Consider the following 13,423-nt stretch of genomic DNA (forward strand, 5'->3'; position numbering starts at 1 on the left):
CAGGGTCTTCCTTGCTGGCAGGTGCGTGACATAAAGAACACATGAGCAAGGAGCAGGTAAAGGCAATCCTGGACCGCGTTCTGACCTGGCCGCCCGAACGCCAGGAGGACGCAGCGAAGATTCTGATGCTTATGGAGTCGCAGGACCACAGCGTCTATCGGCTAACCGACGAGCAGGTCGAGGAGGTTCGCCGCCGTCGGTCGGATTCCGAATGCGCGACGGCTCACGCTCGATGAGTTCAAGGAGCGCCTCAAGCAGTAACTCAAGCAGCACCTCAAGCAGCACCTGGGCGAATGAAGGTCGTCAGTCACGAGTCGGCGGCTCGTGAACTCGATGAGATCATTGACTGGATTTCCCAGGGCAATCCCATTGCAGTCGCCCGTATAGCATCGGGGCGAGGATCGAGTGTCTTGCCGCTTCAGGCCTGCCCAACATAGGTCGTCCGGGTCTGCTTGAAGGGACGCGGGAGCTTGTGGAGGCTCCCTACATCATCGTCTACGCGGTCGATCAGTCAGACCAGGTGGCGAGGGATCGTGAAATCCAGGGCTCCCCATGAGCCGGGCGGGCTTCCCGGGCGCTTCCCTTTGCGGCAAAAAAGCTTAGAACGCTTCTATGCTGAGAGGCCCGCCAGGGCCGCAAAACCCCGAGATTTGCCCCATGAACGCTCCCACCGCTTTCCCCGACCAGTCCAAGCCTGTTCCGCCCTACAAGCACACCCCGCTGTTCCCGCTGGGCAAGGACGAGACACCCTACAAGAAGATCTCGTCCGAGGGAGTCAGGGTCGAGAAGGTCCTCGGCAAGGACATGTTGGTGGTGTCGCGCGAGGCGCTGCGGGCGCTGTCGGAGGCGGCCTTTGGCGACATCAACCATTATCTGCGGCCCGGCCATCTGAAGCAGCTCCGCTCGATCCTGGAGGACAGCGAGGCGAGCCCGAACGACAAGTTCGTCGCGCTGGACTTTTTGAAGAACGCCAATATCGCCGCCGGCGGCGTGCTGCCGATGTGCCAGGACACCGGCACCGCGATCATCATGGGCAAGAAGGGCTGCAACGTCATCACCGACGGCGACGACGAGGCGGCGCTGTCCGAAGGCGCGCGCGATGCGTATCTGCGCCGCAATCTGCGCTATTCGCAGGTCGCGCCGCTTTCGATGTATGAGGAGAAGAACACCGCCAACAACATGCCGGCGCAGTGCGAGATCTACGCCGAGGGCGACGACGCCTACAAGTTCATGTTCATGGCGAAGGGCGGCGGCTCCGCCAACAAGAGCTTTCTGTTCCAGGCGACGCCCTCGGTGCTGACCAAGGACCGGCTGCTCGCTTTCCTCAAGGAAAAGATCCTGACGCTGGGCACCGCGGCGTGCCCGCCCTATCATCTCGCCATCGTGATCGGCGGCACCTCGGCCGAGCTCTGCATGAAGACGGTGAAGCTCGCCTCCGCCCGCTATCTCGATGCTCTGCCGACCCACGGCTCGCCTGATGGCAACGCCTTCCGCGACATCGAGATGGAGAAGGAAATCCACAAGATGACGCAGTCGCTCGGCGTCGGCGCGCAGTTCGGCGGCAAATACTTCTGCCATGACGTCCGCGTGATCCGCATGCCCAGGCACGGCGCTTCGCTGCCGATCGGGCTTGGCGTGTCGTGCTCGGCCGACCGCCAGGTGCTCGGCAAGATCACCAAGGACGGCGTCTATCTCGAGGAGCTCGAGCACAACCCGGCGCAATATCTGCCACAGGTCGAAGAGTCGCTCGGCGGCGAGGTCGTCAAGATCGATCTCAACCAGCCGATGAAGGACATCCTGGCGACGTTCTCGAAATATCCGATCAAGACGCGGGTCTCGATGACCGGCACCATGATCGTCGCGCGCGATAGCGCCCATGCCAAGCTGCGCGAGCGGCTGGAGAAGGGCGAGCCGCTGCCGGATTATTTCAAGAACCATCCGGTCTATTACGCTGGTCCCGCCAAGACGCCCGAGGGCTATGCCTCCGGCGCGTTCGGTCCGACCACCGCGGGCCGCATGGATTCCTTCGTCGACCAGTTCCAGGCCGCGGGCGGCTCGATGGTGATGGTGGCCAAGGGCAACCGCGCGCCGGCCGTGCGCGAGGCCTGCAAGAAATACGGCGGCTTCTATCTCGGCTCGATCGGTGGCGCCGCGGCGAACCTCGCCGAGCACTGCATCAAGAAGGTCGAGGTGCTCGAATATCCCGAGCTCGGCATGGAAGCGATCTGGCGCATCGAAGTCGTCGACTTCCCCGCGTTCATCATCATCGACGACAAGGGCAACGACTTCTTCAAAGAGTTGAATTTGGGCTAGCTGCTCCATCCGCGCTCATGTGCGGACGATGATGCCCGTGCCCTAACAATCGTCATGCCCGGGCTTGTCCCGGGCATCCACGTTCCTGGTGCGGCGAAGAAGACGTCGATGGCCGGGATAAGCCCGGCCATGACGGCAGGAAGCTGCGACGTTCTAAAGCATGATCCGGAAAAGTGCGAAGCGGTTTTCCGGAAAGATCATGCGTAAACAACAAGCTAAAGCGCGATGACGATTCATCCAAATCTCATCGCGCTTTAACTGCAATTCGTGACTTGATTCGAGCACAGCGCGCGCCACCAGCCGCGGACGCCATCGTGGCTCTCGACGAGACCCCAGAAGCCGCTGCAGGCCAAGATGCGTTTCGGTCCGCCGTCGCCATCAATCGGTCCGCCGAGTTCGCGTTGTGCTGGCGTCCATTTGGCATCGATGAAAGGCGCCTGGAACAGCCCGCCCGCGCGCGTGTAGCCATTGGCGTAATTCGCCCCGACCTTGTTCGACGCGACCCAGCCGCGCCCGGCATAGGGCTTTGGCGCACTGCGCGGATATCGCTTCTCGTCCTCGTAGTTCTTGCCCGGGGGCCTCGCGCCTTCGATCAGAAACCAGCCGCCCTTGAAACCGATGATGCGGAATTCGGTGAGCCAGCCGCCGTCGGGAGTGTTCTCGGCGCCGCCAAGCTTCAGCCGGTAGGGCGGCGGCAGAGTGCCGAGCACACGCGCCGTCGCTGACGGCTCGGCGCGCACGTTGAGGCCGTTGGGATCCTTGTCGATGGACCAGGCGCCGAGACTGCAGGGCTCGGTGCCATCAGGGAGCGTCGTGCGCCTGCCGGCGAGCTCGGCGTGCAGCTTTGCGAAATCGCTGTCGTCGTCATCGCGATCGTTGCGCGGCTTGATCTCGGCTGACACCGCGCGTGTGGCGTCGGGTGTGAGCGTGACGACGAGGGCCTGGCGCGCCGCGAACACGCTCGCCGGTGTCTTCGGATCGTTCGATGTCGCGGGATAGACGGCGAGATAACGGGTCGAACCTTCGGTTCGGTAGGCGGTGCCTGCAATATAGCCTGCCGGCACCATGGCGAGCGCACTTGCGCGCCACGCCGGTTCGGTGTCATCGGCGCGCGCGGCTTGTGCCGCGACAGACAGCACCGCCGCGGCGATGAGACGGAGCGGGCGCATCATGGGGCGCGCGGCGTTAGGCCCGCGCGCCCGTGAACGGGAAGCTGCCCATCGGACCGATGCCCATCTCGCCGCTGATGCTGTCGCCGGAGACCGTGCCGGTGAATTCGAGGGTGAGCGGCATCGGGTTGGTGATCGAGACCTTCCAGGAGACGTTGTTGCCAGAGACGGTGCCGTCGAAGATCTCGGCCGTATTACCTTCCGCGCCCTGCGTGCCCGTGAGCGTGCCGTCCGCAGCGGTCAGGCTCAGCGTCGCCTGGCGCTCGCCCATCGGCGTCGTCATGGTCAGATTCCAGTTGCCGTCTACGGCCATTCCCGTCTCCCGAGCAAATTTCGGCGGTCCGCGACCATCCGCGGCCGTCCTGAGCGAGCCTATAGCTCAACTCGCAGTTCCTGCCCAACCCTGCGATAGGGCATTTAGGCGCGGGCGGCGGCGCGCCGCCGGCTGGTGACGACGAGCCGCAGCACCACATACTGCACGGCGAAAGCCAGGATCTTGGCGCCGCCGGCAACCACCGTGATGTAGAACGCCCACAGCTTCAGATCGCCCGTGGAGGCGACCACGATCATGCCGACGCCGATCACGAACATCAGCCCCGCCCAGACGTAGCCTGCAGCCGTGACATATTCCGGAACTGTATTGGCGACGATCGGCGGCATGTAGCGCAGCATCCAGCCGCGCTTGAGCATGATGAGGCCGATCGCGAAATGCGCGATCGAGGGTTTTGCCAGCATGAAGCGCGGATCGTTGGTCAGCAGCGTGACCGTGCCCAGCACGACGACGAGCGCGAGGCTCGCATAGGTCATGTAGTTGAGCGGCTGCCCCTTGACACGGGCGTAGATCACCTGCGCGATCGCTCCGGCGATCGCCACCGACGTCGCCAGGATGACGTTGTCGGTGATGAGGTAGACGGCCAGGAAGACGATAGCGGAGAGGAAGTCGGAGGCGAGGCGGGCGAATACGTCCTTCATCATCGATCCTGTTCAGCGGGCGTCGGGAAGAGCGCGGGCGGGCGTACCGTACTTGATCTGGCGATACTCGGGATACCACTTTGTGAAGTAGATCGCACTGTTGCGGGCGGCGAAGGCGACCGCAAGGCTCGACCAAAGCGGCAGGCCGGGGACGTAGAGCAGCACGAGATTGGCGGCCGCCATCAACAGCGCGGCCGCGGTCCACGCGCCGGTGATGATATAATTGGCGCGGAGAAAGCCCGGCATTGCCGCCGTCTCGGCCGGTACCGATTCAAGCGCATATTGTAGCGTGAAGGGATGGCGGACCAGCATCGAGCCGAGCGAGATCAGGAAGATGCCGATGTCGACCAACAGCTTGATGCGGAGCGTGTCGATTGCCGGGTCGAACAGCGCGAGGGAGAGGCCGATCGCGGCGAACATGACGGCCGAGCCTACCGCGAGGATCTTCACGGAGCGGCCGCGCACCACATCGATCGCGACGGTGACAAGACAGATCGCGCTGGCCGCGAACACGCTGACCATGGCCGAGGTCACCAGCATCAGGAAAGTGAAGGCGCCGTAGGGCGCGAGGATCAGGAAAATCGTCATGGGCGCCTCAGTCATGCCAATCTTTACGATGTAAAGATCAATAATTCAGAGGCGAAGCCGGGTCAAGCGAAATCTTTACAGTGTCAAAATAACGTAGGTAACTTCCAAAAGATGAAGTGCTGCAACGGCTTGGTCGGACACTTCGTCGGCCAATTCCGCCCAGGGCAGGCGCGACAGGAGTGGCAGCGCGGCGGCGGCCAAGAGGCCAAGGCAGAGCAGGACGCCGCCGTTGAAGACGACATGGCGGCTCCGCCGCAACCGGATCATCTGAAAAGCGAGTGCAGCGCCGGTCAAGGCGAGGACGGCAAGGCAGTCTGCGAAGATCGAGGGCATGTGCATGGAAAAGTCCTCTTTCGTCATTCCGGCGCGCGCGTCAGCGCGAGCATCCATCGGGCAGCAACGCGTGTAGCGAAATGAATCCCGGGCTCGCGGCAATTGGCGCGCCACGGAATGACGGGAGCTACCCGGCTCCCACCCAATTGCCGTGGAAGCCGTCGGGCACGCGGTGGCCGAGCTGCACCAAGGCGGCGGGGCCAGCCTCGATGTCGGTGGCATTGAACACGGCGAGGTCGCTGCGGTTTTCCCGCGCGCGCCAGATCACCGCGAGCAGCCAGCCATCGCCCTCGGCCGCATCTTTCGACCGCTCGACGAACACCGGCTCGGAGATGGTGTCGCCGGCCGGCAGCAGATAGTGGCCGAGCCGCCTGCCATTGCCGTCGACATGAACGATGCCTGAGAGCGCGCCGAACATCGGCAGCTTCGGATTGGCGCAGGCGTACCAGCCGTGACGGCTCTTCAGCCCGGCGCGACGATCGTCGATACGCGGGAATTCGCCGGTGAGATCGTCGAGATATGTTTGCTGGAAACGGTCGGTATTGCCTGAGAGATCGAAGGTCCAGCGGCAGTGGCGCGCGCGCGATTTTTCCGGATCTGTCGGCCGGCCGTCGGGATGCGGAAACAGCGGCGCCTCCTCGAATTGCATGACGTCAGCGACGATGCGGTCGCCGTCCTCCCACGCATTCATGACGTGGAACACGTGGCAGGCCTCCGCACGAAACCAGACGATGTCCTTGGCCGTGCCGCTGCGCTTCATCACCCCGACATAGGCACCCTTGTCCGGCTCCCAAGCATAGGGCGGGCGTCCGCTCATCGCGCGCTCCATGCTGCCGGTGATGGGCAGGATGGGAAACAGCACATGGTTCGCGGTGACGATGAAGTCGTGCACCATGCTGGCATAGGGGGCCTCGAACCGCTCGAAGCGCGTCGCCTTGCCGGAGGCGTCGATCGATCCGTAGGAGAGAGCGGGCGTCAGCGGACCTGCGGCGTTGTAGCCGAAGAACACGAGCTCACCGGTGAGGGGGTCGATCTTCGGATGCGCGGTAAAACTGCCGGCGACGCGGCCCAGATAGTTGTGATAGCCGCGCGTCGCCAGCGTGCCCGGCTCGATCTCGGTCGGCAGATGCGCTTCTTCCAGCGCCAGCAGCTTGCCGGCATGGAAGATGATGTTGGTGTTGGCGACGCCGCCGTCCGTGAGGTTGGCAGGGGCGTCCGGCAGCTTGCGGCCGAAGCCGCCGAACAGCGCGCGGCCGGCGTCGTGCTCGGCGAGCCATTTCGGCGTGCGGACCCAGCGGTTGCGATAGCTCGCACGTCCGTTCTCGATATGGAAGGCGTGCAGCATGCCGTCACCGACAAACCAGTGCGCGCCGGGCGAATCGAACTGCGGATTGGGGCCGTTGCGATAGAGCGTGCCGTTCAGCTCCCGCGGCAATTCGCCGACGATCTTGAGGAATGGTGCGTCAGCTTCAAACGGGATCGGCGCGATATTGTTGCGGCGCTCGGTGATGGCGTCGTGCTGCACGGCGATCCCTCCTATCTTTACATCGTAAAGATCGAATAGAGCCGATCGCGGCGTCCGTCAAGTGAAATCTTTACACTGTCAATATTGCGTCATATAGCTTGCAAATGGCCAAGACCGACACCAAGAGCGAAACGGCGCGAAGCTCGCGTACCCCCAGAAGAACGATCTCGACCGCGGCATCGCATCCGCCACGCCGCGCGACGAGCGCGAAAACCGAGACGCCGTATCATCACGGCGCCCTGCGCGAAGCGCTGCTCCTGGCCGCCGAACGCGTGCTCGAGCGCGATGGGCTTGCCGGCCTGACCTTGCGCGCGGTGGCACGCGAGGCGGGCGTCTCGCATGCCGCACCGACGCACCATTTCGGCGATCTCACCGGTCTGCTCAGCGAGCTTGCGGCGGTCGGCTTCCGCCAATTCAACGCGGCGATGGCGTCGGCCTGTGACACCGCGACCACGCCGCTGGAACGCGCGCTGGCGCGGCCGAAAGCCTATGTCGCCTACGCGCAGGCCCATCCCGGCATGTACGGCATCATGTTCCGCACCGAGCGCCTCGATTATTCCAGGCCGTCGCTGCACGAGGCGGCCGAAGCCTCTTTCGCCGGGCTTGCGAATGCCATCGCCACCATGCGGCAGGAGCGGATCAGCGGCGATACGCTGACGCTGGAGCAGGGCGCCGCGATCGCGCGGGCCTGGTCGATGGTGCATGGCTTCACCATGCTGCTGCTCGACGGCCGGCTCGAGGATATTTTGCAGCGGCTGCCGGCAGGCACCACGGCGGAGCAGCTTCTGGAGGCGATCTTGAAGTCGACGGTCGCCGCGAAATTTCCGACGTAGGGCCGCTGCTCGCTTAGTGCATGGTCGCCAGCTCGACCGCGCGGCCACGCGTGCCGATGATCATCACCTCGTCCTTGCCGCATGTGAAGCTGCGCGCCAGTTCGTCGGCCGCCTTGCGCGCGAGCTCGTTGGCATCAGCATTGGCGGCGGCATCGACATAGGCGACGTGGCAGACCGGGCCCGGTGGTAGCCGTGTCACGACCAGCATGGCCTTGGTGTTCGGTCTTCCCTCCTTATCGGGATCGGCGTTGTCGGCGATGTGCCAACGCTGGATCATCGCAAACGGCTTTGCGCCGGCCGCGCGCCATTCGACGGTGGTCTCGGACGAATTGAACGGCGCGAACCAGGTCTTGGCCGCCGGTTCCTCGGCGGCTTGCTTGCGATTGCGGCCGACCGACACGGTCTCGCGAAGATCATCCTCGGCAATCAGCACCGTCAGACCGTCCTTGCCCGGACACACCCGCATGGTGCTGCCGTCGAGCGTGCTGGGCTTGCCGATTTGGCGGCAATCTTTTGGTGCCGTCGAGGTGTAGGTGCTGCCCGCGGATTGGGCGCCGGCGCCGTTTAGGCCGACGCAAGTCATCAAGACAGCCAAGCCGGTGCTGACAATGCGGTTCATATGCGGCTTTCGATGCAGCGGGAACTCGGTACCATCAGACGTCTTGATTGTGGGCAAGGTTCAAACAATGACAGGATATACCTGACAGCGGCGCGGAATCGTTCTAGAAGAGCGGCTTCGCTTTAAGCCGATCCGGCCTTGTTCGCGTTCTCATTCCCTTGATCATGCCAGTCACCTCCAACAAACCTTATCGCGTCGGCCGCTCCAAGACCGGGCTCGGCCTCTTCGCCACCAAGCCGATCAAGAAGGGCACCCGGATCATCCGCTATTTCGGACCAATCCTGGACTCGCGGATTCCCGAGCAGGACGAGATCGAGAACAAATATCTGTTCGAGCTCAACGGGCGCTGGACCATCGACGGCTCCGTGCGCAAGAACCTCGCCCGCTACATCAATCATTCCTGCCGGCCCAACGCCGAGTCCGACGTCCGCCCACGCGAGCGCAAGGTCTATATCCGCGCCATCAAGAACATCGAACCGGGCGACGAGATCAACTACGATTACGGCACCGACTATTTCAAAGCCTATCTGAAGCCGATCGGCTGCAAGTGCGACTCCTGCGAGAAGAAGCGCAAGAAGCTCCGCGCCGAAGCGCGGGCCGAACGGGCCAAGGTGAAGGCTCGCACCGAGCGTAAGGCGACCAAGAAGGCGTCGACAAAAACGGCGAAAAAGAAGAAGCTCAACGGCCACGCCGTCGGCAAGCCCAACGGCCGCGCGCGGGGGTAGCCCGCGCTTGCACTTCTAGCTCCGCTGTCATGCCCCGGCTTGCCGCCTTCGCTAAAGCTCCGGCGTGCCGAGCACCTTTGTGGCCCGGCGTAGCCTTGGCGGACACGGGACCAGGGCATCCAGTACGCCGCGGCTTCTCCGCGTATGACTACGGCCTCTGGAATACTGTCGTCGCCCGGTCGAGCCGGGCGACGGCAGCGCGTGATGAGGGGACGAGCGGGGTCTCACGCCGCCACCACATCCGCGCTCTTCCGCAATCCCAAAAATTGCAGCTCCGCAAACACGCCGGTCGCGATCGCCTGCGCCACGACCACTAGCGCGCCCGCAAGGTTCGGCGACACCGCGCCAGAGAGCAGCAGCGCGATGCTGCCGACCGTCCAGGCCCCGTTGCCGATCACGACCAGCAGGATGAGAGGTTTCGCCACTGTGGCCCGCGAGGCGAGCCAGCCCACCAGGGCGGTGTAGGCGATCAGGAACAGGCCGGTCTCGCGCAGCAGCGCTTCGGGCAGATTGAACAGCATTGCGACCGCGCTCGCGCCGAAGGCGAAGCCGAGAGCGGCAACGCCGCTGAAGATGGCGTCGGCGAGCAGGGCACGGCGCAGGAAGATGGATGCGTCGATCATCGTAGGTCTCCTTTGGGCTGGGGTGGAATTCAGTGCCGTCCGCGCCACCATGCGCGGAGCAGGCGGGCGAGGCGGAATGGGCAGAGGCTCTTTCCGACGCCGTGCTCGAAAGCGATGACCTGCGCGAGGACATAGTCACCGGTCGAATGCACCAGCGGCTCGGGCATGTTGAGGCTGCGCGCCAGCATCCGGGCTGCGAACGCCATGGCCCAGGGCAAGACGTGGTCTGCGACGGTCCGATAGAGCAGCAGCGCGATCATGGGTCTCTCCTGTTGCGACCCAGGATGCGCGCGCCGGCGCCCCATTTCGATTACCTCGTGGGTAATGGAAGGACCGAAATCCGCATGTTAGGTTTTCGGTCATGAACGCACATGCATCCACGGCACGGACCGAACGCAGCCAGCCGATCCATATCGGCGATCACCTGCGCGAATGGCGGCAGCGCCGCCGCATGAGCCAGCTGGATCTCGCGGGCGAAGCCGAGATCTCGGCGCGGCATCTGAGCTTCGTCGAGACCGGCCGGGCCGCGCCCTCGCGCGACATGGTGCTCAGGCTGGCCGAACGCCTCGACGTGCCCCTGCGCGAACGCAACGTGCTGCTGGTCGCGGCCGGTTACGCGCCGGCCTTCCCGCAGCGACCGCTGGAGGATCCCGCCTTGAAATCAGCCCGTCAGGCGATCGACCTCGTCTTGAAAGCGCATGAGCCCAATCCCGCGCTTGCGGTGGACAGGCACTGGAACCTCGTCTCCGCCAACCGCATGGTGGCGCCGCTGCTCGACGGCATCCCGCAGCATCTGCTCGGGCAGCCCTTTAACGTGCTGCGGCTCGCCTTCCATCCCGAGGCGTTGGCGCCGCGCACGGTCAACCTCGCCGAATGGTGCGGGCATCTGCTGGAGCGGCTGCACCGCCAATGCGAGGCCACGGCCGACCCGGAGCTGATCAAGCTCTACAACGACTTGAAGAGCTATCCCGTCCCGGCGCGTTCGGCTCCGCTGTCGAGCGACAATGTCGCCATTCCATTCAAGCTGCGTCTTGGCGGGGAGATACTAAGTTTCTTCTCCACCACCATGGTGTTCGGCACGCCCGTGGATATCACGCTCTCGGAGCTGGCGCTGGAGACGTTCTTTCCAGCGGACGAGCGCACCGCCGAGCGGCTGAAGCAGATCGCGGCAGCCATGACGTAGCGCCCTCATCCGGCGCCCTTGCCTCGGCACGGGTTCGGCTTATGTTTGGGCCAGCCTTTACCGCCAAGGAGGCGCCTGACATGAGCACGCTGAAGCCGCTGCAGATCGACGTCGTCTCCGACGTGGTGTGCCCCTGGTGCTACATCGGTAAGCACCGCATCGAGAGCGCGCTGGCGCTGGTGCCCGACGTTCCGGTCAAGCTCAACTTCCGTCCGTTCTTCCTCAATCCCTGGGTGCCGCGCGAAGGCATCAGCCGCGAGGAGTATCTCACGAAGAAGTTCGGCTCGGTCGAAGCCTATAAGGGCATTGCCGGACGCGTCGTTGCGGCCGCGGGCGAGGAGGGCCTCGTCTACAAGCCCGAGCTGGTGGCGCGCCAGCCCAACACGATCGACTGCCATCGCCTGATCCTATGGGCGGACGCGATCGGAAAGGCGCCCGAGATGAAGCAGCGCCTGATGGAGCTCTATTTCCGCGACGGCGGCGATCTCACCGACGTCAACGTGCTGGTGCAGGCGGCCGCTGATATCGGTCTCGACGCGGAGGATGTGCGTAAGCGCCTTGCCACCGACGAGGACGTCGCACGCGTTTCGGCGGACGCGCAGGAAGCCGCCGAGAAGGGCATCTCCGGCGTGCCGACTTACGTGTTCGCGCAGAAATACGCCGTCTCCGGCGCTCAGGATCCGAACCTGCTCGCCCGCGCCATCCGTCAGGTCTCGGAAGAGATCAACGCGCAGGCGGCGGAGTAGTTTTGGCTATTTGCGGAGCCGACGGACCACGCGTCGCGCGGTCTGGTGCGCGGCGTTTAGGCCGAGCAGCGCCGCATGAATGAGCGTCACCACCGGATCGTGCCGCCGCAGCGGGATCAGCACGTCGCCGATCGCGAAGCGTCCGCGCCAGATCGGGTTGATCATGGGGTGGTCGGCGCTTGCCGTCGAGTCCGCGCTGGCGATGGCGGGATCGGCGCAGAGATGGCGGGTGAGGTCGAGCGTGAGCTGCACGCCCGGCGAATATTTCGCGAAGCGCTCGTCGATGCCGAGCTTGAAGAAGAAGGCGCGGTCCTGATGGCGCAGCACGATGCCGCTGGCGACCGGCGTCGTGCCGGCGCGAAGCGTGACGATCTCGCACTGCGCGGTTTCTGCCAGCGCCGGCACGGCGCGACGGATGAAGGTCGCATCGCCCGCGTGCTGGACCAGCGCGGTACCGCGCTTGCCCTTCCAGCCGCTGGCTTCGAGCTGCAGGAAATTTTCGAGCGCCCGTCCGATCTCGCCGGAGCTGCGCGCAACCTCGAACGCGACGGGGCCGTGCTCTTCCAGGCGATGGCGCTGGCGGCGCAGCTCCTTGAGCTTCTTGGCGCCGAGCGCGTCTCGTAACAGCGTTTCGCCATCCTGCGTCGCATCGAGGCTGGCACGGATATAGGAGCTGAGGATTCTCGGCTTCAGGCCGTCGCGGTTCAGGATCTGCTCGAGCGCCTTCATCGCAGCGCCGTCGAGCGCGACGTCGTTCAGCACGAGCGCATGCGCGCCGGCCTCGCGCGCCTGCTGCAACAGATGCGTGGCCGCCTCCAGCGGAGCGTCGCGGTCGAGCAGCGGGCTGCACAGCGTGCCATAGGGATGCGCGCTCACCAGCGCGGGCAGGGGAATCTTCCAGGCGCGCCAAAGCGAGATCACCGGCATCAAGCCGATCAGCCGGGTCGAAGATCCGTCGAATGCAGGCAGCGCCGAGGCATCCGTGCGGCCGCCCGCGGTTGCGCTGACGGCGAGCTCCCAGGCGGGCAGGTAATATCCGTTGGGCTCGATCGCGCGCTGTGCAAGCGCGCGCCATTGGCCGGTATCGACTGCGGCAAGCGGGATGCGCGCGGGCGCGGCTCCGGCGTGCCTTGCCGATGCCGGATGGATCGTCGCCTGCTGCGCGGTGTCGACCACGTCCCGTTGTCCCCAAGCACGCGGACCAAGCCCGTGCTGCCTAGTCATGCTTAGCGCAAAGAATGGAAAATACAGTTGGGACGCTGCTTCAATTCGAGTGGTAATATTAATGTCTCGTTGGCGTCCGGCTGGCAGATCGGCAGTTGGACGATTGATGCGCAGGATCGCTTCTCGACCCGGAGGATCTAGATGATCGCCACACCTTTCACACCGCTGGCCTCACTTCTGGGCGGCGCGATGATCGGCCTCGCCGCCGTTCTGCTGATGTGGGCTACGGGGCGGATTGCCGGGGTCAGCGGCATCGCGGCTCGACTGTTTCCGCCCTATGAGGACCGCGAATTCGCCGGACGCCTCGCCTTCGTCGCCGGTCTCGTCGCCGCGCCCGTGCTGGTGCGGCTCGTCACCGGAGACCTGCCGGCGCAGACCATCGCGGCGGGGCCGGCCGTCCTGATCGTTGGCGGATTGCTGACGGGCTTCGGTTCGGTGTGGGGCAGCGGCTGCACCTCGGGACACGGCGTTTGCGGCTTGTCGCGGCTGTCGGTACGCTCGCTGGTCGCGACCATGACCTTCATGGCGGCCGGCATGGCGACCGTCTTCGTGATGCGGCACTGGAGCTGA

General features: G+C 64.7%; 17 protein-coding genes. 7 read left to right on the forward strand and 10 right to left on the reverse strand.

Annotated features, from left to right (window positions below):
* Positions 1 to 41 precede the first annotated feature (41 nt).
* A complete protein-coding gene (locus BRAD3257_RS14850; protein ID WP_244607953.1) occupies positions 42 to 236 on the forward strand; it encodes a hypothetical protein in 195 nt (64 codons plus the stop codon).
* Positions 237 to 657: 421 nt separating this feature from the next.
* A complete protein-coding gene (locus tag BRAD3257_RS14855) occupies positions 658 to 2,313 on the forward strand; it encodes a fumarate hydratase (RefSeq protein WP_122402447.1) in 1,656 nt (551 codons plus the stop codon).
* Positions 2,314 to 2,567: 254 nt separating this feature from the next.
* On the opposite strand, the gene BRAD3257_RS14860 is transcribed toward BRAD3257_RS14855, so the two are convergent.
* The 6 genes from BRAD3257_RS14860 to BRAD3257_RS14885 all read right to left on the reverse strand — a co-directional run bounded on the left by BRAD3257_RS14860 (position 2,568) and on the right by BRAD3257_RS14885 (position 6,900).
* Positions 2,568 to 3,482: an SH3 domain-containing protein gene (locus BRAD3257_RS14860; protein WP_122406569.1), complete on the reverse strand. Its 915-nt coding sequence runs from the start codon at positions 3,480 to 3,482 to the stop codon at positions 2,568 to 2,570.
* Between the two features lie 16 nt (positions 3,483 to 3,498).
* Positions 3,499 to 3,795, reverse strand: coding sequence for a hypothetical protein (locus BRAD3257_RS14865; protein WP_122402448.1), 297 nt, complete (start codon positions 3,793 to 3,795; stop codon positions 3,499 to 3,501).
* A 104-nt stretch (positions 3,796 to 3,899) separates the two neighbouring features.
* Entirely contained in the window at positions 3,900 to 4,454 is a 555-nt protein-coding gene (locus tag BRAD3257_RS14870) for an inner membrane-spanning protein YciB (RefSeq protein ID WP_122406570.1), read from the reverse strand.
* A 12-nt stretch (positions 4,455 to 4,466) separates the two neighbouring features.
* The gene (locus BRAD3257_RS14875) at positions 4,467 to 5,042 is read right to left on the reverse strand and encodes a hypothetical protein (RefSeq protein WP_122406571.1); all 576 of its coding nucleotides are present in this window, start codon (positions 5,040 to 5,042) and stop codon (positions 4,467 to 4,469) included.
* A 75-nt stretch (positions 5,043 to 5,117) separates the two neighbouring features.
* The gene (locus BRAD3257_RS14880; protein WP_122406572.1) at positions 5,118 to 5,381 is read right to left on the reverse strand and encodes a hypothetical protein; all 264 of its coding nucleotides are present in this window, start codon (positions 5,379 to 5,381) and stop codon (positions 5,118 to 5,120) included.
* Positions 5,382 to 5,502: 121 nt separating this feature from the next.
* Entirely contained in the window at positions 5,503 to 6,900 is a 1,398-nt protein-coding gene (locus BRAD3257_RS14885; RefSeq protein ID WP_122402449.1) for a carotenoid oxygenase family protein, read from the reverse strand.
* Between the two features lie 104 nt (positions 6,901 to 7,004).
* On the opposite strand from BRAD3257_RS14885, the gene BRAD3257_RS14890 reads away from it, so the two are divergent.
* Complete coding sequence (locus tag BRAD3257_RS14890) at positions 7,005 to 7,733, forward strand: TetR/AcrR family transcriptional regulator (protein ID WP_122402450.1); 729 nt, start codon at positions 7,005 to 7,007, stop codon at positions 7,731 to 7,733.
* Between the two features lie 13 nt (positions 7,734 to 7,746).
* Here the strand turns inward: BRAD3257_RS14890 and BRAD3257_RS14895 are convergent, their stop codons facing one another.
* Positions 7,747 to 8,352 (reverse strand): hypothetical protein, encoded by a 606-nt coding sequence (locus tag BRAD3257_RS14895; protein WP_162500208.1) that lies wholly within the window; start codon positions 8,350 to 8,352, stop codon positions 7,747 to 7,749.
* Between the two features lie 164 nt (positions 8,353 to 8,516).
* Between BRAD3257_RS14895 and BRAD3257_RS14900 the strand changes: the two genes are divergently transcribed.
* Positions 8,517 to 9,077: an SET domain-containing protein gene (locus BRAD3257_RS14900; RefSeq protein WP_122406574.1), complete on the forward strand. Its 561-nt coding sequence runs from the start codon at positions 8,517 to 8,519 to the stop codon at positions 9,075 to 9,077.
* A gap of 224 nt (positions 9,078 to 9,301) precedes the next feature.
* Here BRAD3257_RS14900 and BRAD3257_RS14905 read toward each other — a convergent pair whose 3' ends face one another.
* Together BRAD3257_RS14905 and BRAD3257_RS14910 are read right to left on the reverse strand one after the other, a co-directional pair.
* The gene (locus BRAD3257_RS14905; protein WP_122402451.1) at positions 9,302 to 9,700 is read right to left on the reverse strand and encodes a hypothetical protein; all 399 of its coding nucleotides are present in this window, start codon (positions 9,698 to 9,700) and stop codon (positions 9,302 to 9,304) included.
* A gap of 29 nt (positions 9,701 to 9,729) precedes the next feature.
* Positions 9,730 to 9,960: a hypothetical protein gene (locus tag BRAD3257_RS14910; protein WP_174221571.1), complete on the reverse strand. Its 231-nt coding sequence runs from the start codon at positions 9,958 to 9,960 to the stop codon at positions 9,730 to 9,732.
* A gap of 101 nt (positions 9,961 to 10,061) precedes the next feature.
* Between BRAD3257_RS14910 and BRAD3257_RS14915 the strand changes: the two genes are divergently transcribed.
* Positions 10,062 to 10,883, forward strand: coding sequence for a helix-turn-helix domain-containing protein (locus BRAD3257_RS14915; protein WP_122402453.1), 822 nt, complete (start codon positions 10,062 to 10,064; stop codon positions 10,881 to 10,883).
* A gap of 80 nt (positions 10,884 to 10,963) precedes the next feature.
* Positions 10,964 to 11,629 carry a DsbA family oxidoreductase gene (locus BRAD3257_RS14920; RefSeq protein WP_122406575.1) on the forward strand — a complete coding sequence of 222 codons (666 nt, stop codon included), beginning with the start codon at positions 10,964 to 10,966 and terminating at the stop codon, positions 11,627 to 11,629.
* A 6-nt stretch (positions 11,630 to 11,635) separates the two neighbouring features.
* Here BRAD3257_RS14920 and BRAD3257_RS14925 read toward each other — a convergent pair whose 3' ends face one another.
* Positions 11,636 to 12,805, reverse strand: a complete 1,170-nt coding sequence (locus BRAD3257_RS14925) for a GNAT family N-acetyltransferase (RefSeq protein WP_122402454.1) — start codon at positions 12,803 to 12,805, stop codon at positions 11,636 to 11,638.
* 189 nt (positions 12,806 to 12,994) lie between these two features.
* Between BRAD3257_RS14925 and BRAD3257_RS14930 the strand changes: the two genes are divergently transcribed.
* Entirely contained in the window at positions 12,995 to 13,423 is a 429-nt protein-coding gene (locus tag BRAD3257_RS14930; RefSeq protein WP_122402455.1) for a YeeE/YedE family protein, read from the forward strand.

It is taken from the genome of Bradyrhizobium vignae, from assembly GCF_900324035.1.
GTDB classification, from domain to species: Bacteria; Pseudomonadota; Alphaproteobacteria; order Rhizobiales; family Xanthobacteraceae; genus Bradyrhizobium; species Bradyrhizobium vignae.

Coding starts and splice junctions, on each gene's coding strand:
- BRAD3257_RS14865 (WP_122402448.1), bottom strand. CDS start 3,795: ATGGCCGTAGACGGCAACTGGAATCTGACCATGACGACGCCGATGGGC.
- BRAD3257_RS14895 (WP_162500208.1), bottom strand. CDS start 8,352: ATGAACCGCATTGTCAGCACCGGCTTGGCTGTCTTGATGACTTGCGTC.
- BRAD3257_RS14875 (WP_122406571.1), bottom strand. CDS start 5,042: ATGACGATTTTCCTGATCCTCGCGCCCTACGGCGCCTTCACTTTCCTG.
- BRAD3257_RS14900 (WP_122406574.1), top strand. CDS start 8,517: ATGCCAGTCACCTCCAACAAACCTTATCGCGTCGGCCGCTCCAAGACC.
- BRAD3257_RS14880 (WP_122406572.1), bottom strand. CDS start 5,381: ATGCACATGCCCTCGATCTTCGCAGACTGCCTTGCCGTCCTCGCCTTG.
- BRAD3257_RS14850 (WP_244607953.1), top strand. CDS start 42: ATGAGCAAGGAGCAGGTAAAGGCAATCCTGGACCGCGTTCTGACCTGG.
- BRAD3257_RS14890 (WP_122402450.1), top strand. CDS start 7,005: ATGGCCAAGACCGACACCAAGAGCGAAACGGCGCGAAGCTCGCGTACC.
- BRAD3257_RS14855 (WP_122402447.1), top strand. CDS start 658: ATGAACGCTCCCACCGCTTTCCCCGACCAGTCCAAGCCTGTTCCGCCC.
- BRAD3257_RS14870 (WP_122406570.1), bottom strand. CDS start 4,454: ATGAAGGACGTATTCGCCCGCCTCGCCTCCGACTTCCTCTCCGCTATC.
- BRAD3257_RS14915 (WP_122402453.1), top strand. CDS start 10,062: ATGAACGCACATGCATCCACGGCACGGACCGAACGCAGCCAGCCGATC.
- BRAD3257_RS14920 (WP_122406575.1), top strand. CDS start 10,964: ATGAGCACGCTGAAGCCGCTGCAGATCGACGTCGTCTCCGACGTGGTG.
- BRAD3257_RS14905 (WP_122402451.1), bottom strand. CDS start 9,700: ATGATCGACGCATCCATCTTCCTGCGCCGTGCCCTGCTCGCCGACGCC.
- BRAD3257_RS14860 (WP_122406569.1), bottom strand. CDS start 3,482: ATGCGCCCGCTCCGTCTCATCGCCGCGGCGGTGCTGTCTGTCGCGGCA.
- BRAD3257_RS14910 (WP_174221571.1), bottom strand. CDS start 9,960: ATGATCGCGCTGCTGCTCTATCGGACCGTCGCAGACCACGTCTTGCCC.
- BRAD3257_RS14930 (WP_122402455.1), top strand. CDS start 12,995: ATGATCGCCACACCTTTCACACCGCTGGCCTCACTTCTGGGCGGCGCG.